At 71.1% G+C, this 23,448-nt stretch carries 18 protein-coding genes and 2 pseudogenes; 16 read left to right on the plus strand and 4 right to left on the minus strand.

Features of this window, described 5'->3' with window-relative positions:
* The 4 genes and pseudogenes from HOV77_RS30965 to HOV77_RS30980 all read left to right on the plus strand — a co-directional run.
* Positions 1 to 606, plus strand: a pseudogene (locus tag HOV77_RS30965) (hypothetical protein); the annotation flags it as partial.
* A 214-nt stretch (positions 607 to 820) separates the two neighbouring features.
* The gene (locus HOV77_RS30970; RefSeq protein WP_290868654.1) at positions 821 to 3,823 is read left to right on the plus strand and encodes a S8 family serine peptidase; all 3,003 of its coding nucleotides are present in this window, start codon (positions 821 to 823) and stop codon (positions 3,821 to 3,823) included.
* Positions 3,824 to 4,043: 220 nt separating this feature from the next.
* A complete protein-coding gene (locus HOV77_RS30975) occupies positions 4,044 to 7,175 on the plus strand; it encodes a hypothetical protein (protein WP_290868657.1) in 3,132 nt (1,043 codons plus the stop codon).
* A complete protein-coding gene (locus tag HOV77_RS30980; protein WP_290868660.1) occupies positions 7,172 to 9,970 on the plus strand; it encodes a hypothetical protein in 2,799 nt (932 codons plus the stop codon). Before HOV77_RS30975 ends, HOV77_RS30980 begins: the two co-directional genes overlap by 4 nt.
* 109 nt (positions 9,971 to 10,079) lie before the next feature.
* Here the strand turns inward: HOV77_RS30980 and HOV77_RS30985 are convergent, their stop codons facing one another.
* A complete protein-coding gene (locus HOV77_RS30985) occupies positions 10,080 to 11,009 on the minus strand; it encodes a 5'-3' exonuclease (RefSeq protein ID WP_290868662.1) in 930 nt (309 codons plus the stop codon).
* A 74-nt stretch (positions 11,010 to 11,083) separates the two neighbouring features.
* Between HOV77_RS30985 and HOV77_RS30990 the strand changes: the two genes are divergently transcribed.
* The 8 genes from HOV77_RS30990 (at position 11,084) to HOV77_RS31025 (ending at position 19,045) form a co-directional block, all read left to right on the plus strand.
* Positions 11,084 to 12,259, plus strand: a complete 1,176-nt coding sequence (locus tag HOV77_RS30990) for an acyl-CoA dehydrogenase family protein (protein WP_290868665.1) — start codon at positions 11,084 to 11,086, stop codon at positions 12,257 to 12,259.
* A gap of 27 nt (positions 12,260 to 12,286) precedes the next feature.
* A complete protein-coding gene (locus HOV77_RS30995) occupies positions 12,287 to 13,324 on the plus strand; it encodes a zinc-dependent alcohol dehydrogenase family protein (RefSeq protein ID WP_290868666.1) in 1,038 nt (345 codons plus the stop codon).
* Between the two features lie 50 nt (positions 13,325 to 13,374).
* Positions 13,375 to 13,818 (plus strand): winged helix-turn-helix transcriptional regulator, encoded by a 444-nt coding sequence (locus tag HOV77_RS31000; RefSeq protein WP_290868669.1) that lies wholly within the window; start codon positions 13,375 to 13,377, stop codon positions 13,816 to 13,818.
* A gap of 69 nt (positions 13,819 to 13,887) precedes the next feature.
* Complete coding sequence (locus HOV77_RS31005) at positions 13,888 to 14,895, plus strand: terpene synthase family protein (RefSeq protein ID WP_290868672.1); 1,008 nt, start codon at positions 13,888 to 13,890, stop codon at positions 14,893 to 14,895.
* A gap of 29 nt (positions 14,896 to 14,924) precedes the next feature.
* Complete coding sequence (locus HOV77_RS31010; RefSeq protein WP_290868675.1) at positions 14,925 to 16,307, plus strand: serine/threonine-protein kinase; 1,383 nt, start codon at positions 14,925 to 14,927, stop codon at positions 16,305 to 16,307.
* 22 nt (positions 16,308 to 16,329) lie between these two features.
* Entirely contained in the window at positions 16,330 to 17,160 is an 831-nt protein-coding gene (locus tag HOV77_RS31015) for an HAD hydrolase family protein (protein WP_290868678.1), read from the plus strand.
* 9 nt (positions 17,161 to 17,169) lie between these two features.
* Positions 17,170 to 18,513, plus strand: a complete 1,344-nt coding sequence (locus tag HOV77_RS31020) for an NAD(P)/FAD-dependent oxidoreductase (RefSeq protein ID WP_290868681.1) — start codon at positions 17,170 to 17,172, stop codon at positions 18,511 to 18,513.
* A gap of 28 nt (positions 18,514 to 18,541) precedes the next feature.
* Positions 18,542 to 19,045: a helix-turn-helix domain-containing protein gene (locus tag HOV77_RS31025; protein ID WP_290868683.1), complete on the plus strand. Its 504-nt coding sequence runs from the start codon at positions 18,542 to 18,544 to the stop codon at positions 19,043 to 19,045.
* 133 nt (positions 19,046 to 19,178) lie between these two features.
* Here the strand turns inward: HOV77_RS31025 and HOV77_RS31030 are convergent, their stop codons facing one another.
* Entirely contained in the window at positions 19,179 to 20,303 is a 1,125-nt protein-coding gene (locus HOV77_RS31030) for an NAD(P)-binding domain-containing protein (RefSeq protein WP_290868686.1), read from the minus strand.
* A gap of 32 nt (positions 20,304 to 20,335) precedes the next feature.
* Here HOV77_RS31030 and HOV77_RS31035 point away from each other — a divergent pair, with 32 nt between their 5' ends.
* Both HOV77_RS31035 and HOV77_RS31040 read left to right on the plus strand, forming a co-directional pair.
* Positions 20,336 to 20,977 carry a VOC family protein gene (locus tag HOV77_RS31035; protein ID WP_290868688.1) on the plus strand — a complete coding sequence of 214 codons (642 nt, stop codon included), beginning with the start codon at positions 20,336 to 20,338 and terminating at the stop codon, positions 20,975 to 20,977.
* Between the two features lie 20 nt (positions 20,978 to 20,997).
* On the plus strand, positions 20,998 to 21,354 hold the full coding sequence (locus HOV77_RS31040; protein ID WP_290868691.1) for a VOC family protein: 357 nt from the start codon (positions 20,998 to 21,000) through the stop codon (positions 21,352 to 21,354).
* A 3-nt stretch (positions 21,355 to 21,357) separates the two neighbouring features.
* On the opposite strand, the gene HOV77_RS31045 is transcribed toward HOV77_RS31040, so the two are convergent.
* On the minus strand, positions 21,358 to 21,921 hold the full coding sequence (locus HOV77_RS31045) for a histidine phosphatase family protein (protein WP_290868694.1): 564 nt from the start codon (positions 21,919 to 21,921) through the stop codon (positions 21,358 to 21,360).
* 133 nt (positions 21,922 to 22,054) lie between these two features.
* Here HOV77_RS31045 and HOV77_RS31050 point away from each other — a divergent pair, with 133 nt between their 5' ends.
* Both HOV77_RS31050 and HOV77_RS31055 read left to right on the plus strand, forming a co-directional pair.
* Positions 22,055 to 22,483 carry a winged helix-turn-helix domain-containing protein gene (locus HOV77_RS31050; RefSeq protein ID WP_290868697.1) on the plus strand — a complete coding sequence of 143 codons (429 nt, stop codon included), beginning with the start codon at positions 22,055 to 22,057 and terminating at the stop codon, positions 22,481 to 22,483.
* Complete coding sequence (locus HOV77_RS31055; RefSeq protein WP_290868700.1) at positions 22,480 to 23,091, plus strand: hypothetical protein; 612 nt, start codon at positions 22,480 to 22,482, stop codon at positions 23,089 to 23,091. The genes HOV77_RS31050 and HOV77_RS31055 overlap by 4 nt, the downstream gene beginning before the upstream one ends.
* 1 nt (position 23,092) lies before the next feature.
* On the opposite strand, the pseudogene HOV77_RS31060 reads toward HOV77_RS31055, so the two are convergent.
* Positions 23,093 to 23,448, minus strand: a pseudogene (locus tag HOV77_RS31060) (class I SAM-dependent methyltransferase); the annotation flags it as partial.

A 23,448-nucleotide genomic window follows, 5' to 3' on the forward strand; every position in this document is an offset into this window, starting at 1 on the left:
GTAGGGCGGGCAGGGGCGGTAGGGCGGGCAGGGGCGGTCGGGCGGGCAGGGGCGGTCGGGCGGGCAGGGGCGGTCGGGCGGGCAGGTCCGGCTGGGCCGACGGTCGGCGCAGGCTTCGGCCGTCGGCCCGTCACAGCGGTGGTTCGCGGATCACGGTTCGCCGGCCTGGTCGGCGGCGAGATCCGGGTGCTGGCCCGGCACGCCTCGGTGTGGTGGTGGCTCACGGCGGCGGCGCTCGCCCTCGCCGGACTGGCAGCTCCGGCACTGCTCCCCGTCATCTGGCTGTGGCCGGTGCTGGTTTGGTCCCGCCTCGGCGCGTTCCGGCACGAGTCCATGGTGGTGGGACTGCTGGGTGCGTACCCGGGACCGGGGCGGCGATCGGTGGCCGAGTGGCTCGCCGGGATGCTGCTCACCGCGACACTCGGGCTCGGCCCGATGATCCGCTGGCTCATCGCGGGGAATCTGCCCGCCCTCGGGATCTGGACCGGCTGCGTCGTCGTCATCCCGTCGCTGGCCTGGTCACTGGGCTCGCTGACCCGTTCGCAGCGCCCGTTCCAAGTCCTCTACCTGGCGCTCTGGTACGCGGCGGTGAACATGGCGATCTGACGGCAGTGCGGAGCCGGTGGCGATGACAAGTCTGTCATCTGGCCGCTCGCGATCGAATGGCGAACGACATCGTCCACACCAGATGCACAACATCCACCGAACAGTTTGGTGTGTGTGGTCGAAAGGGTGAATGGATGTCGCGTCGGTGAGACCTACGCTCCGGAACCATGTGGGCCGCTCACGATCGCGGTTCGCCTACTGGAGAGGAAACCCCATGAACGCACTCCGGCCGAAGGGCCGGCGCGCGCCTGCGACGGCGGCCCTGGCGGCGCTCGCCCTCGTTGCCAGTGGCTTGATCGCCGGCAGCAGTACGCAGGCCGTCGCCGCCGGTTCGACGCACCAGACCAAGCTCTACATCGTGCAGGCGATCGACGCCCCCGTCGCGACGTACGACGGCAAGGTCTCGGGCTACGTCGCCACCCGCACGACGCAGGGCAAGCGGCTGGACGCGCACTCGAGTAGCGCGACCGCGTACCGGAACTATCTGACCAGCAAGCACGACAAGGCATTGCGGGCCGCGGGCATCAACCCGGCCTCGAAGACCTACGACTACGGCGTGACCTTCAACGGGTTCGCGGTCCGGCTGACCGCCGTCGAGGCGCAGAAGCTCGCCAAGACCTCGGGCATCAAGAAGCTTTGGGAGAGCCAGACCTACACCGCCGACACCACCACGACGCGGGACTTCCTCGGCCTGACCGGGAAGAACGGCGTCTGGAACCAGCAGTTCCACGGCGACAAGCGGGCCGGTGAGGGCGTCATCGTGGGCGTCATCGACACCGGGATCTGGCCGGAGAGTGCCTCGTTCGCCCCGCTGTCGGAGCCCCGCCCGGACGCCAAGGCGATCGCCGCGAAGTGGCACGGCACCTGCGACTCGGGTGTCGAGTCACCGGTGCCCTGCAACAACAAGCTGATCGGCGCGCGGTACTACCGCGAGGGCTTCCCCGAGATCGAGGACTTCGAGTTCGACTCGCCACGTGACTACGGCGGCCACGGCTCGCACACCTCGTCGACCGCCGCGGGCGACTTCGGCGTCGAGGCGAGCATCGGCGGCAACGACGTCGGTGCGATCAGCGGCATGGCCCCGGCCGCCCGCCTCGCGATGTACAAGGCGCTCTGGCAGGGCGCGGACGGCTCCGGCCACGGCCAGGAGATCGACCTCGTCGCCGCGATCGAGCAGGCGACCGCGGACGGCGTGGACGTCATCAACTACTCCATCTCCGGTTCGTCGGCGTACATCGTGGCCGGTGCCGAGATCGCGTTCTTCAACGCCGCCGCAGCGGGCGTATTCGTCGCGGCCTCGGCCGGCAACGACGGCGACACGATCGGCGAGAGCAGCGTCGCGCACAACGACCCGTGGGTGACCACCGTCGCGGCCAGCACGCACGACCGGGGCAACAAGAAGTCGGTCACGCTGGGCAACGGCTCCGCGTACGCCGGTGTCGGCACCATCCCGGCGGCGGTCGCCTCTTCGCCGCTGGTCTACTCGTCGGCGGTCAAGAAGGCCGACGCGAACCCGACTCAGGCTCAGCAGTGCTACGTCGGGACGCTGGACCCGACGCTGGCGGCCGGCAAGATCGTGGTCTGCGACCGGGGCGGCAACGCCCGGGTCGAGAAGAGCCTCGCGGTCAAGAATGCGGGCGGCGTCGGCGTCGTCCTGGCCAACACGACGGCGGCACAGTCGCTCAACGGCGACGACCACTTCCTGCCGACGGTGCACCTCGACTCGACGGCGGGCGCGGCGGTGCGGGCGTACGCCCAGACGGCGGGCGCGACGGCGGCGATCAGCGCGGTGGACACCGCGAAGGTGCGGGCTCCGCAGATGGCCGGGTTCTCCTCGTACGGACCGGCGATCGCGGGCAACGGCGACCTGCTCAAGCCGGACATCACGGCGCCGGGCGTCGACGTCATCGCGTCGGTGGCTCCGACGGCGGCGAACTACGGCAACAGCTTCGGCACCTACTCGGGCACCTCGATGTCGTCGCCGCACATCGCCGGCCTCGCGGCTCTCCTGATCGCCAAGCACCCGGACTGGTCGCCCATGGCGGTCAAGTCCGCGCTCATGACGACGGCGAGCACGAAGGACAACCAGGGCAAGCCGATCCAGTGGGCGTTCGGCGACGCGACCCCGCTCAACTTCGGCTCGGGACACGTGACCCCGGCTCCGGCGTTCGACCCGGGCCTGGTCTACGACTCGACGCCGGCCGACTGGATCGCGTACGGCTGTGCCCTGGGGCAGTTCCAGCTCATCACCGACCCGTCGTTCTGCGCGAGCTACCCGGCGGTCGACCCGAGTGACCTGAACTACCCGTCCATCGCGGTCGGCGACCTCGCCGGTGCGCAGACGATCAAGCGGACGGTCACCAACGTGACCAAGCGCGCGGGCGTCTACCTCCCGGTCGTGTCCGCCCCGGCGGGCTTCAAGGTCAAGGTGAACCCGCCGCTGCTGGTGGTGGCCCCGGGCAAGACCAAGAGCTACACGGTCACCGTCACCCGGACGTCCGCCGCCGTCGGCGAGTGGGCCTTCGGATCGCTGACCTGGCAGGAGTTCGGCACTGGCAAGCACAAGGTGCGCAGCCCCATCGTGGTCAAGCCGGTCTCGCTGGCGGTGTCGCCGGAGGTCACCGGTTCGACGGCGGCGGGCAGCGTCACCGTGCCGGTGAAGTCGGGCTTCGCCGGGACGCTCAGCGCCAGCCTGGCCGGTCTGGTCCCGGCCGACGTCACCAGCCACGCGCTGGACCCGGCCGGCCCGGCGTTCGACGACGCCAGCCCGGCGGCCAGCACGCGGACGGCGAAGCTCACCGTCACCGTCCCGGCGGGCACCGTCGGCCGGTACTCCACCTTCAACGCCGACTACGCCGGAACCACCGACACCGACCTGTACGCGTACGCGGCAGGCACGGCGAACCAGGTGACGCTCAGCGCCGGCGGCGACGCCAACGAGACGATGATCCTGAACCCGGGCACGTACGACCTGTACGTCGTGCTGTTCGGCTCGTCGGCCGGTCCGCTGGACGTGAAGCTGAACGGCTGGACGCTCGGCACGACCTCGGCGGGCAACGCCACCGTGTCGCCCGCCAGCCAGGCGGTCACGGTCGGCGGCACGGCGTCGCTGACGGTCTCCTGGACCGGCTTGTCCGCTGGTGTCCGCTACCTCGGCAAGCTCAGCTACAGCGACGGCAGCTCGATCATCGGCTCGAGCTACCTCCTGGTCGGCTGATTCGGCATACTGAGCGGCACATCAGAGGCCGCCCGTTCGCAGCACTGCGGGCGGGCGGCCTGTGCCGTCCACAAGGGACCGCCAAGGACCGCCCCGGCCGGAAGGAAGATCCCGAATTGGTAACGATCGGTGTGGGTCCGCAAAGAATGTGCGCGCCTAGACACTGTTTCAGAACGTGATCGGTCTGGTTTGGAGCGCAATCCGTTCCCGGCGGGCGCAGGTGGCGAGCATTTGGGCGCTCACTCTGCTCGCCGTCGCCGCAGCGGCCGCCACTCCTTGGTACGCCTTCGCGACCCGGGAGGCGCTGGCGCACCGGGCGGTCGACTCCGCCGCGCCGGTGGAACGGTATGTGAACGTCTCGGTCCGGTCGAAGGAGCCCGGGCAGGTCAGTGAGGCCGAGCCGCTGCGGGCGGCGTTGCGGAGCCGGGCCGGTGAGCTGCCGACGCAGGCCGTCGTCACCGAGTACGCGATGAGCGGCCGGATGACCGTGGGGGAGTTGACCACGTTCGTCGTGTCCGCCCGCGACGGCGTCTGCGAGCACTCGCTGATCGAAGGCGCGTGCCCGACCGCGCCCGGGCAGATCATGATCGGACAGGTCGCCGCCGAGCGGCTGGGGCTGGCCGTCGGCGACACGATCGCGTACACGGCGGAAGAGGCGAAGCTGCCGATCCCGCTGACCGTCGTCGGCCGCTACCAGCCGCAGGATCCGCTGGACCCGTACTGGTATGGCGTATTGAAGACCGGTCCGCAGGATCTGGAACCGGGGTTCGCCGTCCGATCCACGGTCGACGGGGTGCCGACCAAGGTCACGACGACCGTGTCGTTGCTGCTCGACCCGGCCGCGTACGACGATCAGCTCGCACATCGGCTGGACGTGGCCCGGCAGGGGCTGGGCGCCGACGACATGGTGATGCGTACGTCGGCCGACAGTCTGGCCCGCCGGATCGACGCTGAGCAGCAAGAACTGCTCGACGGCATCGCGGTGGCGGCGGCCCGGCTGGTGCTGCTGTGCGGAGTCGCGTTGTTCGTGGCCGTCCGGCACGCGGCCCAGGCTCATCGCACCGATGTCGGGCTCGTCCGGTTACGCGGGGTGCGCTGGTGGCGGGTCTGGACCTCGTCGCTCGCCCCGACCGCTTCGCCCATGATCGTGGCCGCCGTCCTGGGCGCGCCGTTGGGCGTACTCGTTGGTCTTGGTCTTGCTGGAGAGGTGCGGGCCGGAACCGAGCGGACCACTGCGCTGGCCGCGAGTTTCGGATCGGCCGCGGCCGTGCTGGTCAGCGCGATGATCGTGGCGGCGGTGGCGCAGACGCAGGCGACCCGCGCGACCGTGAGTGAGCTGCTGCGCGACGTGCCGGCGCGGACCCGGAGCGGGCGGGCATTGGACGTGGTCGAGATCGTCGTGCTGCTGCTGGCGGGAGTCGGCGTCTGGCAGCTGATCAGCGTCGCGCAGACGCGGACCACCACTATCGCGCCGGCGGCCGCTCCGGCGTTGCTGGCGCTCGCGGCCGGGCTGCTCATCAGCCGTCTGCTCCTTGCGCTGGCCGCGCGCACGGGTGGCTGGGCGGCACGCGCGGGCCGATTGCCGACGGCGTTCGCTGCCTTGTCGGCGAGCCGGCGACCGGCGCTGCGCTGGGTCGTGACGCTGCTGGTGGTCGCGGTCGCCGGGCTGGCCGGGACGATCGCGGACGAGCTGCGCGCCCGGCCCGCGATCGCCGACCGCGCCGCGTTGCAGGTGGGCGCGGACCGGGTGCTGACGGTGACCGCGCCGAGCCGCATCGTGCTCCGCGACGCCGTGCGGACGGCCGACCCCGAGGGCCGGTACGCGATGGCGGCCGCGCAGTACGCGCTGTCGGCCGGGCTCAGCGACGGCGTCCTCGCCGTCGACACGCCGCGGCTGGCGCAGACGGCGTTGTGGCGTCCCGAGTACGGCCCGCTTCCGTCCACTCCGGACGATCGGGGACCGGCGTGGCGGGTGACCAGCGGGGCGCTCGCGCTCGACGTCACCTTGAATCCGGAGCTGCATCGGCTGGGCCGCGAAGGCGTCAGCGTACGCGTGGACGAGCGCACGGAGGTGGGCGACACGGTGCACGTCGTGGCGTCGCTGATCCGGCGCGACGGAGTCGCCGTACGCGCGGTGTGGGGGCCGCTGGCGTTGGGCCGGGCGACCTACACCGCGAGCGTGGACCGCTGCGACGACGGATGCCGCCTCGTCTCCTTCGACCTCGTGACGCGCGACAAGCCGACTCCCGGTGGACCGCCCGTCCACGACGGCAAGCCCGACTGGGGCACGCAGGTCACTCTGCATACGGTGCGACAGAGCGGGTCCGACCTGGTCAGCCGGTCCAACCTCGCCGATCGGCTGCACTGGCGCGGGCCGCTTCAGCCGGACGCCTTGGCCGCTCAGCTGTCGGCTGGGCCGGACGGGTTGTCCATCACCGCCCCGCCGACGTGCGGGCTGCCGTTGCGCGGCTCATGCCTGGCGTCGGCGTACCCGGCCGGCGCGACGGTTCCCGTGCCGGTGGTGCTCGCCGGTACGCCCGGCTACGGCAACCGGCCGCAGCAGTTGTGGCTCGACATGCTCGGCACCTCCGCCGTCCCGGTACGCGTGACCGGGCAGGTGTCGGCGCTGCCCCGCCTCGGCGCAGTCGGAGTTCTGGTGGACCTGACCGAGCTGGATTCGTTGGCGGGCGTACGCCTGGCGGGGGAGCAGTTCCAGATCTGGCTCACCGCCGACGCCCCACAGTCCATCGTGGACGGTTTGGCGCAGCACCAGATTCGGGTGCTGCGCAGCGAGACCCCGGCGCAGGCGGCCGACCGGCTCGACGACGACGCGCCGGCCGCCGTACGCCGATTCGCGTTGCTCGCCGCGATTCTGGGCCTCGTCATCGCAGCGACCGCGTTGTTGCTGGCCGCCGCGTCCGGGCGGACGGCGACGGTGAAGGATCTGACCGCGCTGCGGGTGCAGGGCCTGCCCGAGCGGGCGGTACGCCGAGCGGGGCGGGCCTTCTACGGCTGGCCTCCGGCAGCCGCGACAGCGGGCGGGTTGCTGGCTGCGGCCGCTGCGGCGGCACTGCCGATCCCACCGCCCAAGGTGTTCACCGATCGGTGGCATGTGCTGGAGCCACCGCCCGGCGGGGTGCCGCTCGGCGTACTGGTCCTCACCGGGGTGATCAGCGGGCTCGCGGTGGCGCTCGCCGTCGGGTGGGCGACCCGGCGGGTGACGCAGGCGGTCCGGTCTGCGAGCGGCGGCGTCGGCGGGCGGACCGGATCACGGATATCCAGCGATCGACGGCCCAAGATTCGACCCACATCCCTGATCCAGCGCGAAAAGAGCGAGGGGGAGCAAGAGTGATCCCGCTCCTGGCGTTGCTGATTCGGGCCCGCTGGGCGGGCCTGCTCACGATAGGTCTCCTGACCGCCGTCCTCGGCGGGCTCGCCGCGGTCGGCGCGGACTTCCCGGGGCGTACGGGGGATCGGGTGGCGGCGGACACGATCGCGCAGGCTCCGCTGGCCGAACGCCAGTTCCGGCTGGCCGCCGACTCGACGGACGCGTCGAACTTCGAGACCCAGCTCAATCGCGTACGCGACACGCCGGGGCTCACGGTCCGCTTCGGGCAGCAGTTCGACGTCATGGGGTTCGTCCCGGACGACGCGAGCACCCTGATGTACCGCGAGGACTTCTGCGCGCATCTGAAGATGACCGCCGGGCGGTGCCCGGTCGCGCCCGGGGAGATCGCGGTTCCGGCCGATCAGGCGAAGGCGCTGAACGTGTCGGTCGGCACGGTGCTCGACGTCGCGCAGGCGCTCTACGACGACAAGTACAACCTGTGGTACCCGTCGCCGGAAGGCTCGCACCCGTTCGACGTGGTGGGCGTCTACACCCCGCTGGATCAGAACGAGGACTACTGGGGCTGGCCGAGCCCGTTCACCACGCGGCTCGACGGCACCGTCGTCGGACCGCTGCTGACCAGGTCCGATGCCATGCAGGCGGTGCCGCACGACAGTCATCTCGTGAGCGCCGACATTCTCGTCTCGCCCGAGCTGCTCAGCACGATGACCTGGCAGCAGTTCCTCGAAGGGATCCTGCAGCCCAAACTCATCGAGCCGCCGTCCGACGGGCTGCGCAACCTACTCGACCGCGTGCAGGAGCAGCGCCATTACATCGCCGTCGCCACCCCGGCCGTCGTGCTGCCCGTCCTCACGCTCGGCTGTCTCGTCTTGTTCCTACTGGTGTCGCGGCAGGTCCAACGCGAACGCGGGGAACTCGGTGTCCAGGCCGTCCGGGGTCTCCCGGTTCCGTCGCGGTGGGCGCTCGGTGGGGGTGCGCCGCTCTTCGTCGCGCTCGCCGGGCTGCTTCTCGGCGCGTCGATCGCCGGCTCGCCGTTCACCGCCGCGGTCGGCCTGACCGCGCTCGCCGTCACCTTCGCGATCACGGTCGCCGTACTGCCCGTCGTCATCGCCCGGCCCGCCGACACGCTGCGGCAGGTCGGCCCGGCCTGGGCGGCTCGGCTACGGCGACTGCCCGCCGGGGAGGTGGCGCTGGTCGCGCTCGCCGTCACCAGCCTCGCCTTTGTGCGTACCAGTGAGGGCTTGGGAAACTTCGCCCCCGCGTTGCTGGCCGCGGCGATGGTGCTGGTGATCGCGCGGCTGCTGCCCGCAATGGTCCGGGCTGCGACGCCGCGGCTGCTGCGCGCGGGCCGGCTGGTCGGAGGCCTGGCCGCCGCGCAGCTCGGGCGACGGCCGGCCGCCCGCCAGCTGATCGCGCTGAGCGGCCTGGCCGTGGCGTTGCTCGCGCTGGTCGCGTCCTCGCTCGCCACGAGTCAACTGGTACGCGAAAAGCAGATCGCGTTGTCCCTCGGCGCCGATCGGGTGCTCGCCGTCCGGGCCGCCGACCCGGGGCAGGTGATCGCAGCGGTGCGGTCGGTCGATCCGGAGGGCTCGTTCGCGATGCCGGTGGGCCGGATCTCGGACGAGACCCGGCATCCGGAGATCCTGGCGCTGGACCTGACCCGCGCGGCGCAGTTGGACTGGGATCGCGCGCCCGCCGTCGCGGCGCAGATCGGGCCCAAGTTCACGGCGCGCCCGCCGTTGTCGAAGAGTGCGTCGGTGGTCGTCACCGCGACGCCGCTCGATGGGGTGACGACTCCGCGAGCGCTGCTGACAGCGCAGCTCACGACGTCGGAGGGTCGCCGGGAGGTCGTCACGATCGGTTCGGCCGACGCCGGCCGCACGACGCTGACCTTTCGGCTTCCGGCCACGTGCGACGCGGGCTGCCGGTTGGACGCGATCACCGGGGTCGCCGCGAAGGACGCCGGCTGGCGGCTGTCGATCGAACAACTCGACCCGTACGCCGACATCGGCAGCTGGCGAGTGGTAGGCACGCTGGAGAAAGCCGGAAACTGGAAGCTGACCGACTTCGGCCTGCTCCTGCCGCCGGAGGCGCCGGTCGCCCTGCCCGCGATCGCGACGCCCGGCCTCGACGTCGACGCCCGGCAGATGGACCTCCCGTTGAACGGCGGCTCCCTGAAGCTGACCCAGGTCGGCGAGCTCCCCGTGCTGCCGCGCGTCGGCGGCCGCGGCCTGCTCGTGGACCTGGACACGCTGATCGCCGCGACGGGTGGCTCGCACGCGCTCGACTCGATGGAGGTGTGGCTGACGGCGTCCGCCCCCGCCTCGATCGTCGACGCGTTGCGGGCCAAGGGCGTACTGGTCGTCGGGTCGGTCACCCGCGACGACGCTCGCGCGGCTGCGGCTCGATCGCCGTCCGCTCTCATATTGCGGTTGTTCGTCGGAGCGACCGTCGTGGCATGGTTACTTCTCGGCGCAGTCCTGCTCGCGGTGGCTCGCGTCGACCGGAGCTCACCCGATCTCGGCGCGCTGCGGCTGGCCGGCTTGCGGGAACGAACCCTGCGCGGCTCGTCGCGACTCGCGTACGCGATCGCGGTGTTCTTCGGAGTCGCGTTAGGACTCCTGGGTGCGGGGCTGGCGTGGGCGCTGGCCCGGTCGGTGTTGCCGATCACCTCGGGGGAGAGCTGGCTCGGGGTGCCCGGGGTTCCGCCTGCGCTCCCCGTCCTCGTTCCCGTCGGGGTCGGTTCGCTCGCTCTGCTCGCTGTCACCTGGCTCGCGTTCGCTCGCCGCCCCCGTTAGCAACCCCGGGTCAGCGCTGGATCACGGTTCTGGGTCGTATTTCGCGCAAGATTCGACCCGGAACCCTGATCCAGCGCCGAAGACGGCGGGCGTGACCCGCAGCGAAAAGTCAGGCGGCGAGGGCGTCGACGAGCCGCCGGCACGACCCGGCGAGGTTCCACTCCTCGGCCAGCGCCAGCACCCGCTCGGCGTCGCGGGGCTCGCGCGGCAGCGCGAAGTCGCCCGCCGGGAGCGGGACGTCGTCGGCGACGCGTACCACCTTGGGGGCGACGTCCAAATAGGACGCGGCGTCGGCGATCTTGCGGCGCAACCCGGCGGCCATGTCGGCGACGGGTTCCAGCGCGGCGGCCCGGATGCCGGCGAGGTTGCCGTACCGGTTGACCAGGGACATCGCCGTCTTCTCGCCGACCCCCGGTACGCCGGGCAGGCCGTCGCTCGGATCGCCGCGCAGGATCGCGAAGTCGACGTACGCCTCCGGCGGCACGCCGTATTTGGCGATCACCGCAGCCGAGTCGCAGTCTTCGAGCTTGGCGACGCCCCGGCCGACGTAGAGGAAGCGGACGCCACGCGCGTCGTCGACGAGTTGGAACAGGTCGCGGTCGCCGCTGACGACCTCCACGGGAGCTGCCTTGGAACCCGAAGCGGCGAGCGTGCCGAGCACGTCGTCGGCTTCATATCCCGGTACGCCGAAAGCCGCGATCCCGAACGCGTCGAGCACCTCCAGCAGCATCGGGACCTGGGGGGCGAGCGTGTCGGGCACCTCCTCGACGGAGACGCCGGGCGCGGGTTCGGCGACAACGCGGTGAGCCTTGTAACTGGGCAGCAGCTCGACTCGCCAGGCGGGCCGCCAGTCGGCGTCGAGCGCACACGCGATGCGATCGGGACGACGCGTACGCACCAGGGTGGCGAGCATGTCGAGGAAGCCCCGGACGGCGTTGACCGGCTGGCCGGACGCGGTCTTGGCAGACGACTCGGGAACCCCGAAGTACGCGCGGAAGTAGAGGCTGGGCGCATCGACGGCGAGCAGAGGAGCGGTCACGCCCAACAGCGTGCCACACCGGGCTGACACCGACCGGCACACGCCACAGCCCTAACGTTCGTTAAGCTATCTCCATGCCCAGCGTTGTGCTCCTGCCCCCCAGCCTCGACCCGTCCGCCGCGGAGTTGTCCCGCGATCTGCTCGACCTCGCCCGGGAACTGGCCGACAAGGAGTTGCGGCCGCGCGCCGACGACTTCGAGGCCCGGGGTGAGTTCCCCCGGGAACTCATCCGGACCCTCGGCCGCAGCGGCTTCCTCGGCCTGCCCTACTCCAGCGGCTACGGCGGCGCGGATCAGCCCTACGAGGTTTACCTCCAGGTGCTGGAGATCCTGGCGAGCCGGTGGCTGGCCGTCGCCGAGGCGGTCAGCGTGCATACCCTCGCCTGCTACCCGCTCGCTGCGTACGGGAGCGAGGAGCAGAAGCAGCGCTGGCTGCCCGACATGCTCGGCGGCGAGCTGCTGGGCGCGTACTGCCTGTCCGAGCCGGCCGGCGGCTCCGACGCGGCCAACCTCACCACCTCGGCCCGTCTCGAGAACGGCGAGAACGGAAACGAGTACGTCGTGAACGGCACGAAAGCCTGGATCACCCACGCCGGTATCGCGGACGCGTACAACATCTTCTGCCGGACGGGCGGACCCGGCGCCAAGGGGATCTCCTGCTTGTTTGCGGAGGCCGGGACTGCGGGCCTCGAGCCGCAGCCGCGCGAGCGGACGATGGGCCTGAAGGCATCGCCGGTCGCGCAGGTCGTGCTCGACGGCGCGCGGGTGCCCGCGGACCGGCTGCTCGGCGGCGAGGGCGAGGGTTTCACGATCGCCATGGGCGCGCTCGACAGCGGCCGGCTGGGCATCGCGGCCTGCGCCGTCGGCCTCGCGCAGGGCGCTCTCGACTACGCCATCGGGTACGCCAAGGAGCGCAAGCAGTTCGGCCAGCGGATCATCGACTTCCAGGGGCTGGGTTTCCTGGTCGCCGACGCCGCCACCCAGATCGCCGCCGCCCGGGCCCTGACCCTGCACGCCGCTCGCCTCAAGGACGCGGGGCAGCCGTATTCGATCGAGGCGGCCCAGGCCAAGCTGTTCGCGACCGACGTGGCGATGAAGGTGACCACCGACGCCGTGCAGGTCCTCGGCGGGGCGGGCTACGTCGCCGACCACCCGGTCGAGCGGTACATGCGCGAGGCGAAGGTGCTGCAGATCGTCGAGGGCACCAACCAGATCCAGCGGATGGTCATCGCGCGCCACCTCGCCCGTTAGGGCAGGCCGGGCGCTTAGCATGATCGTATGCGCGCAGCCGTCATCCACGCACCGAAGGACATCCGGATCGAGGAGGTGCCCGATCCGGAGCTGATCGAGCCGACCGACGTCATCGTCCGGGTGACCCACGCCTGCATCTGCGGCAGCGATCTGTGGGCGTACCAGGGGGTGGCGAGCCGGCAGCCGGGTCAGCGGATCGGGCACGAGTTCGTCGGCGTCGTGGAGGTGGCAGGCACGGCCGTACGCACGCTGAAGGCCGGGCAGGCGGTGGTCGCCCCGTTCGTGTGGTCGGACGGGACCTGCGAGTTCTGCCGGGACGGCCTGCAGACGAGCTGTCCGGAGGGTGGCTTCTGGGGACAGGTCGGCTCGGACGGCGGCCAGGGCGAAGCCGTACGCGTCCCGTACGCCGACGGCACGCTCGTGCCGCTGCCGGACGGGCTCGGCGACGACGATCTGGTCAAGGTGCTGGCGCTGTCGGACGTCATGTCGACGGGGCATCACGCCGCGCTGAGCGCCCGGGTCAAGCCGGGCGGCACGGTGGCCGTGGTGGGCGACGGCGCGGTCGGGCTCTGCGGCGTACTCGCCGCGCGGCGGCTCGGGGCCGAACGCATCATCGCCCTGGGCCGGCACGAGGTGCGTACGGCGATCGCCCGCGAGTTCGGCGCGACCGACGTGATCGCCGAGCGCGGGGCGGACGCGGTCGCGGCGGTTCAGGAGCTGACCGGCGGCTACGGCGCGCCGGCCGTCATCGAGGCGGTCGGGACCGAGGAGTCGATGCGTACGGCGATCCGGATCGCCCGCCCCGGCGGCTACGTCGGCTACGTGGGTGTGCCGCACGGGGGTTCGGGCGGCGTCGACGTCCACACGATGTTCGACAACAACGTCGGGCTCTGCGGCGGGGTCGCGCCGGCTCGCGCGTACATCCCGGAGCTGCTCGCCGACGTCCTCGCCGGGCGGCTCGACCCGTCGCCCGTCTTCGACGTCAGCGTCGATCTGGCCGGAGTCCCGGGCGGCTATGCCGCGATGTCCGACCGGACCGCGCTGAAAGTCCTGGTCAGGCCATGAGTGACGGAGGCCCTGGCGCGGTGACCGCGCGTACCACTATCGTGACCGCCGTGGAGGAGACTGACCGGGCCATCGTCGCCGCGCTGACCGCGGACGGCCGCATGTCCTACACGGACCTGGCCGACAAGGTGGGGCTGTCGGTCTCCGCGGTGCACCAGCGGGTCCGCCGGCTCGAGCAGCGCGGCATCGTCACCGGCTACGCGGCCAAGGTCGACTACGAGGCCATCGGCCTCCCGCTCACCGCGCTCGTCGCGATCCGCCCGTTCGATCCGGCCCAGCCCGACGATGCCCCGGAGCGGCTCGCGCATCTCCCGCAGATCGATTCCTGCTGGTCCGTGGCGGGCGAGGACTTCTATCTCCTGCTGGTACGCGTTGGGTCGCCGGCTGAGCTGGAGAAGTTGCTGGCGGAGATCCGGTCGGCGGCCAACGTCATCACCCGGACGACGGTCGTGCTGTCCACGCCGTTCGAGCAGCGCCCGCCGGCGGTGGCCTGACATCTTGAGTAGCTGATTGAGCTACTTGCATCCTGGAACTTGCACGGTGCCGGGAACCATGCTGGTGACGTGACCATCGTCGTCCCCGACCTCCCTGTTCCGGTCGAGCTACGGCTGAGCCCCCACGCCGAGCGCGCGGACGAGGCGTGCCGTGCCTTTCTCCGTGAGCATGCGCTGGCGCGCGGCCCGGCCGCCGAGGACTACTTGCGGCGTACGCGATTCGGGGCGCTCGTCGGCGGGATGTATCCGGACGCGAATCCGTCGGAGCTGGCCCGGGTGGCCGAGTGGATGGGCGCATGGTCCATCATGGACGATCAACTGGAACGGATCGCACCTCGGGAACAGCCGTCCGTCGTGGCCCGGCTCTGCGCCGCGATCGCGTCCTGGTTGGACAGTCCCGGTAGTGGCCCCTTGGGCCGGGCGCTGTACCAGGTCTGGCAGCGCATCGCCGCGACCGCTTCGGAGGTGTGGCAACGGCGGCTGCGCAGCGAGTTCCGGCGTCATCTGGACGGCTGCGCCTGGGAGGCCGACCAGGTACGCGCGGGCGGCGTACCCCGGTTGCGCGACTATCTGCGGTGGCGGCCGCTGTTCTTCGGCGCGCACGTGGCGCTGGCCCTCGGGGAGTACGCCGAAGGCCGCGAACTGCCACCGGCGGCGGTCGGCGATCCGCTGCTGGACCGGGTGGCGACCATCGGGGTCGAATTGATGATCATCTCGAACGATCTGCTCTCCGCCGACATCGAGGCCGAGCAGGGCGCGCTGAACCTGGTCACCATCGTGGCGGCCGAACAGCGCTGTTCCCGGCAGCAGAGCGCCTACCGGCTCGCCGAGGCGTACGAACGGCGGCTGGCGGCGTACCGGGTGGCGTACGAGGACCTGCGTACGCACTGCGAGGGCCTGCCGCAGGCCGGGAGCGCCGCCGTTCTCGCGTACGCCCGCGCGCCGTTGATCTGGACGCGGGGGCAGATCGCCTGGTCGACCGGCAACCCGCGGTACTCCGCCGACCGGGCGGCCTTCTACTCGGCCATCCCCGATCACCTGGCCGGTGTCGTGGCGGAACTGGCGGAACTTGGGTGAAACCCAGCTCTCGTGGGTAGTTGGCCGAGATGCTGACTGCGGGAGATGCCGTCGAAAACCGCTATCGGCTGGCGCGGAAGCTCGCCTCCGGGGGCATGTCGGACGTTTGGGTCGCTACCGACGAGGTTCTCGCCCGCCAGGTCGCCGTCAAGATCATCGTGCCGAGGCTGCTGGCCCAGCCGGGCTTCGGCGAGCGCTTCGCAGCCGAGGCGCGCACGCTGGCCGCCCTGCACCACCCCGGCATCGTCGAGGTGTACGACTACGGCGAGACGAACACGCCCGACGGGCGGATCGCGTACCTCGTGATGGCGCTGGTGCCGGGGCAGCCGCTGAGTCGCCGGCTCGACGGCGGGCACGCGCTCGAACCCGCGCTGACGATGCGGATCGTCGCCCAGGCCGCGGAGGCGCTGGCCGCCGCCCATCGGGCCGGGGTGGTGCACCGGGACGTGAAACCGGCGAACCTGCTGCTCACCGACGACGACGAGGTCGTACTGGTCGACTTCGGGGTGGCCAGTTCGGCCGGGTCGGCGGAGCTCACCCAGCCCGGCACCGTGCTCGGGACGGCGGCGTACATGGCACCGGAGCAGGCCACCCGTAAACCACTCACCGGGGCCGCCGACGTGTACGCGCTCGGCGCGGTGGCGTACCACTGCCTGACCGGCCAACTGCCGTTCACCGGGCCCGACGCGGTGTCGGTGGCCCTCAGCCAGGTACGCGACCAGCCCGCCCCGCTGCCGTCGGCCATCCCCGCGCGCGTCCGGCACGTCGTCGAGCGCGCGATGGCCAAGAACCCCGCCGACCGGTACGCCGACGCCGCCGAGCTGGCCGCGGCGGCGCGCTCAGCGAGTGCACCGTCCAGCCGCACCTCCTCGAACGCGGGCGCTGCCACGACGGCGGGCCTGCCGGTGGCAGGCCTGGCCACGACGGCGCAGATGCCCGCAGCGGACGGTGTGCCATCCTCAAGCGCAGCCGACGGCGAGACGGGCAGGATCGCGGCCCGAGCCGCCGTGCCGAGTTACGAACCGTTCGATGAGGCCGACGACGAACCTCCGGGCGGATCGGGCAAGAGCCGCAAGGGCTGGGCGTTCGCGGTCGGTGGCGTGGCTGCGGTCGCAGTGGCGGCGCTGACCCTGGCCGCCGGGCAACTCGGCGACAAGCCACCCGGCACGCCGTCCCCGACCCCGTATCCGACGGTCACCACGCGGGCCACCGTCGGTGGGAGCGTGCCGGCCCGGGCCACCAGCGTCACGCGGGCCACGACTGGGGCAGCCCGCACCACCACTGCGGCTGCGCCGAAGACGACCGCAGCGAGCCCGCCGGCGCAGCCCAGTCCGACGAGCGCCCCCACGACACAGCCCGCCACCCGGCCGACGACGGCGGCCGCCTCGGTGGCGGGGACGGAAGCGCCCTGATCGGCCCCGTTACGCTGCGGCGGTGGACACCCTCTACGTGACGGATCTGGACGGCACGCTGCTCACCCCGGACAGCACGGTGAGCCCGACGTCGGTGAAGATCATCAACGAGCTGATCGGGCAGGGTCTGCGCTTCAGCGTGGCCACCGCCCGCTCGCCGTACACGGCGCTGCCGATCTTGAGTGAGCTGGACCTGCGGCTGCCGATGGCTTTCATCAACGGGGTCTTCATCTACGACCCCGTCAGCGGCCGGGAACTGGCGCGAAACCTCGTGCCGCGCGAAACGGCCGCAGCGGCGATCGACGTCCTGCTGAGCCGGGGCCTGCGGCCGCTCGTGTTCACGATCGCCGCGGACGGTCACCACCGGATTCACTACCTCGGCGAGCAGAACCCGAGCGAGCAGCATTTCACCGCCGTCCGGCTCGCCCGGGGCGATCAGCGATTCCGCCTGGTCACCGGGTTCGAACAGGCGCTGACGGAGGAGATCCTGACGGTGATCGCCATCGACACTCCGGTGCGGATCGAACCTGCGCTCGCCGAGCTGCCCGAAGACGTGTACGCCCACCTCGGCCCGGACCGGGACGTGCCCGGGTATGCCTGGCTGGAACTCTGCCATCCGCTGGCCAACAAGGGCGACGCCGTCCGATTCATCCGGGAGCACGTCTCGGCGACCCGGCTGGTGTGTTTCGGGGACAACGCCAACGACCTGCCCATGTTCGCGATCGCGGACTCCAGTTACGCGGTCGCGAACGCCACCGAGGCTGCATTGGCCGCGGCGACCGGCACGGTCGGCCCGAACGACGCGGACGGGGTCGCACGTCATCTCCGGGCGGCGTGGGCGGATCTGGCCTAGCGTAAGGGCATGGACAGGCACAAAGTGGTCGTCGTCGGCGGGGGATTCGGCGGCCTGTTCGCCGCCAAGGCCCTGCGCCGGGCGCCGGTCGACGTCACGCTGATCAACGGGACCGCGCACCACCTGTTCCAGCCGCTGCTCTACCAGGTCGCCACCGGCATCCTCTCCGAGGGCGAGATCGCCCCGCCGTTGCGGGAGGTGCTGCGCCGGCAGCGCAACACGCGCGTGCTGATGGGCCACGTGACCGAGGTGGACGTCGCGAACAAACAGGTCAAGGTGGTCGCGCCGGGCACCGAATACACGGTCGGCTATGACTCCCTGATCGTCGCGGCCGGAGCCGCCCAGTCCTACTTCGGCAACGACCAGTTCAGCGTGTACGCCCCCGGCATGAAGAGCATCGACGACGCGCTGGAGCTGCGCGGGCGCATCTTCGGTGCGTACGAGCTGGCCGAGCTGGAGACCGATCCGGAACTGATCGAACGATGGCTCACCTTCGTCATCGTCGGAGCCGGGCCGACCGGCGTCGAGATGGCGGGCCAGATCGCCGAGCTCGCCCACCGTACGCTGAAAGGCGAGTTCCGCAACATCGATCCGAGCAAATCGAAGATTATTCTCGTCGATGCGATCGGGGCGGTCCTGCAGACGTTCGGCGACCACCTGTCCGACCGAGCCCAGCGCCGGCTCGCGAAGATCGGCGTCGACGTGCAGCTCAACACGAAGGTCGTCGGCGTCGACCAGACCGGCATCGAGGTCGAGACGCCGGAGGGACATCGCCGCATCGAGTCGATGACCAAGATCTGGGCGGCCGGCGTGTCCGCGCCCGCCCTGTCCCGCCAGCTTGCGGAGGCGGCCGGGGGAGCGACCGACCGGGCCGGGCGCATCCTCGTCAACCCGGACTGCACCGTCGCCGGGCACCCGGAGATCTTCGCGATCGGCGACATGATGTCGCTGGCCAAGCTGCCGGGCGTTGCCCAGGTCGCGATCCAGAGCGGCAAGTACGCCGCCAAGCAGATCACCCGCCGGCTCAAGGGCCAGCCGCCCGGCAAACCGTTCCACTACCGCGACAAGGGCAGCCTCGCGACGATCTCCCGGTTCTCCGCCGTCGCGAGCATCGGGCATCTGCGGTTCAGTGGTTTCATCGGCTGGGTCCTATGGCTGGCCGTCCACCTGATTTACCTGGTCGGTTTCAAGAATCGCTTGATCACTCTGGTGCACTGGGCGATCAGTTTCGTCGGACGCAAGCGTTCCGAGCGAGTGTCGACTATCCAGCAGGTTTTCGCCCGGCGGGCGATGTCCGAGTACGGTAACCCGGTCTACGCACGTTTTGGAAAGTCGTCCGAGGACGACGTTTGACACCGCGAAAGTGGGTATGGGGCGGCGCATGTCGACCGATGTCGCGCAGATCGGCACGCCGGCCGAGTACGTCGAGGCCCTCCGTGCCCTGCGGGAGCGGGCTCAGCTGAGCTATCGCGAGCTGGAGGAGAAGGCGGGCGCGCTGGGTGAGCGGCTGCCCCGGGCGACGATCGCCAACGCCTTGTCGCGCGGGCACATCCCCGGCGAGGACGTGATCGCGTCGTTCGTGCGCGCGTGCGGCGAAGACGCCCTCGCCGTCGAACGCTGGCTCGCCGCACACCGCCGGATCGCGCAGGCCGACCTTGCGCACGCGGTCGAGCGGTGGGTCCATGCCCGCTGGCAGGTCCGGACCGAGAAGCCCCGGCCCGATCTCGCGAGCGCCGTCGAGAGCTGGCTCGCGACGCGCTGGCGCAAGACCGTCCCCAAGGCCACCACCATCGGGTACGCCGAAGGCAGGCTGGCTGAGGCGGCAGCCCGAGCGCAGGGCGGACGGTGGCGGGGCCTGCACCGCCGACCCCGTCGTCGCCGCTAAGGCAGTTCGGGAAACACGTCTCTGGGCTTCGCTCGGGTGGTACGTCAGCGACGTCTCCCGGCTCGGGAAGCGTGCATGGCGTACCACCCGGAGTCGGGCACCCGCCGACCCCGTCGCCGCCGCCCCACCCGGGCTAGCGAGCGGCGACAGGGTCCGGCGTACGCAGGAGGTCGCGGATCTGGCGGGCGGCCTCCCGGCCCGCTCGGTTGGCGCCGACGGTGCTCGCGGAGGGTCCATAGCCGACCAGGTGCAGCCGCGGTTCGGCCAGTACGCGAGTGCCGTCCATGCGAATGCCGCCGCCCGGTTCGCGGAGCTTCAACGGCGCGAGGTGATCGAGGGCGGCGCGGAATCCGGTGCACCACAAGATCACATCCGCCTCGGTCGTCGTGCCGTCCGCCCACTCGACCCCGTTCGCGGTGATCCTGGCGAACATCGGCAGACGATGGAGCGCGCCTTTCGCCAGCGCTGTGCGTACCACCGAGGTGTAACCCAGACCTGTGACACTGACGACGCTCTGCGGCGGCAGACCCGCCCGGACCCGCGCGTCCACCTCGGCCACGACGGCGCGGCCGGTGTCGGCGGTGAATTCGCCGTCGCGGAAGACCGGCGGGCGGCGAGTGACCCAGATGGTCTGGGCGGCGACCCCGGCCAGGTCGGACAGTGCGTGTACGGCGGAGTTGCCGCCACCGACCACGACGACGCGCCGGCCCGCGAACTCCTGCGGACCGCGGTAGTCGGAGTAGTGCAGCTGGCGACCCTGGAAGTCCGATGCGCCCGGGTAGTAGGGCCAGTGCGGACGGGTCCAAGTGCCGGTGGCGTTGATTACCGCTCGCGCGGACCATTCAGTCGCCTTTTCGGAGCCCCGGACGACGAGGCGGTCGCCGTCGCGCTGAACGGATCGAACCGTGACCGGCCGGACGACCGGAAAGCTCAGGCGCTGCTCGTACGCGGCGAAGTAGGCGCTCACGGCGTCGGCGGCCGAGTCGGTCCCCCGGCGGTCGGCCGAATCGAAGGGGAACGCGGGCAGGTCGAAGATCCCGTGCACCTCGGCCATGCTCAGGGTGGGCGACCGGTGCCGCCAAGCCCCACCGGGCGTGGCGTTCGCGTCGAGCACGACGAAGTCGGTCAGGCCGAAATGACGCAGGAAGTACGCGCTGGACAGCCCCGCCTGCCCGGCCCCGATCACGACCGTGTCGATCTCCACACTCGGGTAACCCGCGTCTGCCGAACCGCCATGCCGCCCTGTGACCGGTCCCACCGAATGTCGGACCAGGCTGGTTGGATGCCGGTATGGAGAAGCTGTCCCGCCAGGCGGCATCCGACGCCGTGCACGGTCTCGGCTGGCGCTACCAGTTGCGTACGCTGCGGGCGTCGATCCCGGCCGACTCGCTCGCCGAGGCGGTCGCGCTGGCACAGCAGGCCGTTGATGCGGCGGGGACGGCCGCCGACCAGCACCTCTGGCTCGACGTACGCCGGGATCAGGTGTTGCTGGCCCTCCAGACGCAAGCCGAGCAGTGGGTCACCGAGGACGACGTCCAGCTGGCCCGGCGCATCTCAGCGGCGGTCGGCGGGCGTACGCGTCCCGGAGTGCGCCAGGTGCTCGAGATCGCGATCGACGCCTTGGACATCGACGCGGTCCGCCCGTTCTGGCAGGCGCTTCTGGCGTACGCCGTCGAGGAGGACGGGTCGTTGAGCGATCCGGATCGGCAGACTCCACCGGTGTGGTTCCAGCAGATGGACGCGCCGCGCCCGCAACGCAACCGCGTCCACTTCGACGTGTGCGTACCGCACGACGAGGCGGCGAACCGGATGGCGGCCGCGATCGCCGCAGGTGGACGGCTCGTCTACGACGCGGAAGCGCCCGCGTTCTGGGTGCTGGCCGACCCCGAGGGCAACGAAGCGTGCGTCACGACGTGGCAGGCCCGCGACTGACGGCGGCGTATCGTCGGGCCATGGAACGTGCGCTCGGCATCGGCGGATTCTTCTTCCGCGCCAAGGACCCGGACGCCCTGGCCGCCTGGTACGAGCAGGCGCTCGGCATCCCGAGCATGGCCACCAAGTGGTCGTGGGAGCAGGAGGCGGGCCGGACGGTGTTCGCGCCCTTCCCGGCCGACACCGACTACTTCGGATCGCGAGACCAGCAGGTCATGCTGAACTTCCGGGTGCCCGACCTCGACGCCATGCTGGCCCAGCTCAGAGCGGCCGGCGCGGTCGTCGACGACGAGATCTCCGAGGCGGACTACGGCCGTTTCGGCCACGCCGTCGATCCGGAGGGCAACCGCTTCGAGCTGTGGGAGGAGCCCAGCTAGCGGTCAGGCGTTCCAGGTGAGCAGGGCCGGGGTGTCCCGCTCGAACCCGAGAACGCTGAGCGTCGCAGTCTCCAGCTTGAACAGCGCACCGTCCTGCGGTGGCAGTCCGAGCCACCGTGCGGTCAGAACCCGCAGTTGGTGCCCGTGCCCGATCAGGCACACGTCGGCCCCCGCGAGAATCGGGCGTACGCGGTTGAGCACCCGATCGGCGCGCGCGCCGACCTGCGCCGCCGTCTCGCCGCCCGGGGTCGTGCCGGTCCACACCGTCCACGTCGGGTCGGTCTCCCGGATCTGCGGCGTGGTGCGGCCCTCGTACTCGCCGTAGTTCCACTCGACGAGATCGTCGTCGATCTCCAGCGGGCCGATTCCGGCGAGTTCGGCGGTCTTCTGAGCGCGCTTGCGGGGGCTGCACAGCACGAGCGCGAAGGACCGCCCGGCCAGCCGTCCGCCGAGCGTACGCGCCCGGCGTTCGCCCTCCGGGGTGAGGTCGAGGTCGGTGACGGAGGTGTGGCGGCCGTTCGCGGACCACTCGGTCTGCCCATGCCGCACGAGGACGATCTCCCGCATGCCCTCCATCAAACATCCTCCGGGGTCGGTAATCGGGGGGAATCGGGTCCGACCTGACATGAATAGTCTCCTAGGACGGCATACGAGACGTTGTGCGGATGACCTTGTGGCGAACAGCGCTTATCGTGGCCAGATGGACGCGACGCCGGAGCAGGTCGCGCGACGTCTCGGGACGTCGCGGCGACGGGTCGTGTCGGCCGCGCGCCGGCTGGGGGTGGGCCGCTTCGACGGCGGCTGGCTGTTCTCGCTGGAGGACGAGCAGGCGCTACGGGCCGAGCTCGGCGTCGACGCGGGCGGCCCGTTGCCACGCTCGCAGATGCGTGTTCTGGCCGAGTTGTCGCTGCGTCCGCGTGGGCTGGTCTCCGCGCGGGCGGTCGCGGAGGCGTGCGGGCTGGCTCCGGCCACCGCCAGCGCCGCGGTGAAGGCCCTGCTCGCGGACGGTTTCATTGTGGTACGCGACGGAGCCCTCCATGCGGATGTGCTGCACCCGCGATGGCTGGAGTTGCGGCCGTTGCTGCGGGAGGTTCGCCCGCCGGATTCGCGGGGAATTGAAGCCGCGTGAATGACCGATTGCCGCACTGGTTGCGGGGCGTACTGACGTTGGAGGCGGCGTACCGGTGGCGGGCGCTCGCCACGGACGGCAGTGATCTGGTGGTCTCCGGCGCGACGGCGCTCGCCGTGCAACTGCGGCACCGGGTGTGCGACGAGATCGTCTGCGTACCGGCGGGCAGTCTGTTGCGGGAGCCGGTGACCGTCGCCGGGATGGCCGTGGCCTCGACCGACGACATCCTCGTCAATCTATTGTGGACGGAATCCGGCGAGCGGCTGGCCGATCTGCGCCAGGTGGAGCTGCGTACGCCGTTGCAGGTGGAGGAGGGCTTGATCCTGCTCGCCCACGTACGCCCGGAGCTGAGCACCGAACGCGTGATCTCGGAGCTGTCGGAGGCCGCCGCTCAGCTCACCGGTGATCTGGGCGAGTACTGGGCCGAGCGTCTTCCCGAGGTGGCCGCGTCGATGGCCGTACGCGGTTTCGTCCGCCGCGCTGTAGTGCCCCGCCAACGTGGTCCGGTCCACCGCCCGGCGTTGACTTTGGGCAGCTCCGGGCAGGTATGGGTAGAGCCGCACGAGCGGGACGGGCAGCCGGTCGCCGGCTACTGGCGTCGCCGTTGATCTACAACGACTCGCAGATGCAGAGTTGAAGCGGCGAATTCGCGGTGAACGCCCCGCCGGACCAGTCGCCGAGTCGCTCGACGAGCCGGAGGCCGCCGAGCGAGACGAGCAGCGGCAGCTCCTGCGGGAAGATGCTCCTGAGTTCGAGGGGCATGACGGCGAAGTCGGGCTCGGACTCGGTCGAGAAGTGCCACGTCCCGCGGCTTATCTGAGCGGCCGCGTCGTAGACCTCGGCGATCTCGACGCTGACGGTGCCCCGGTCAGGATCCGTGAACGACAACGACTCCCTGGCGCGCCGTACGCCATCGGCTTCGGCAAGCTGCCGCACGCTCGGGTTGAACACGTCGAAGACGAACC

The sequence above is a fragment of the Hamadaea sp. genome (assembly GCF_013362815.1).
In the GTDB taxonomy this organism is placed as follows: domain Bacteria; phylum Actinomycetota; class Actinomycetes; order Mycobacteriales; family Micromonosporaceae; genus Hamadaea.

Coding starts and splice junctions, on each gene's coding strand:
- HOV77_RS30995 (WP_290868666.1), top strand. CDS start 12,287: ATGCGCGCAGCCGTCATCCACGCACCGAAGGACATCCGGATCGAGGAG.
- HOV77_RS31050 (WP_290868697.1), top strand. CDS start 22,055: ATGGACGCGACGCCGGAGCAGGTCGCGCGACGTCTCGGGACGTCGCGG.
- HOV77_RS30970 (WP_290868654.1), top strand. CDS start 821: ATGAACGCACTCCGGCCGAAGGGCCGGCGCGCGCCTGCGACGGCGGCC.
- HOV77_RS31010 (WP_290868675.1), top strand. CDS start 14,925: ATGCTGACTGCGGGAGATGCCGTCGAAAACCGCTATCGGCTGGCGCGG.
- HOV77_RS31045 (WP_290868694.1), bottom strand. CDS start 21,921: ATGCGGGAGATCGTCCTCGTGCGGCATGGGCAGACCGAGTGGTCCGCG.
- HOV77_RS31035 (WP_290868688.1), top strand. CDS start 20,336: ATGGAGAAGCTGTCCCGCCAGGCGGCATCCGACGCCGTGCACGGTCTC.
- HOV77_RS31020 (WP_290868681.1), top strand. CDS start 17,170: ATGGACAGGCACAAAGTGGTCGTCGTCGGCGGGGGATTCGGCGGCCTG.
- HOV77_RS30990 (WP_290868665.1), top strand. CDS start 11,084: ATGCCCAGCGTTGTGCTCCTGCCCCCCAGCCTCGACCCGTCCGCCGCG.
- HOV77_RS31040 (WP_290868691.1), top strand. CDS start 20,998: ATGGAACGTGCGCTCGGCATCGGCGGATTCTTCTTCCGCGCCAAGGAC.
- HOV77_RS31025 (WP_290868683.1), top strand. CDS start 18,542: ATGTCGACCGATGTCGCGCAGATCGGCACGCCGGCCGAGTACGTCGAG.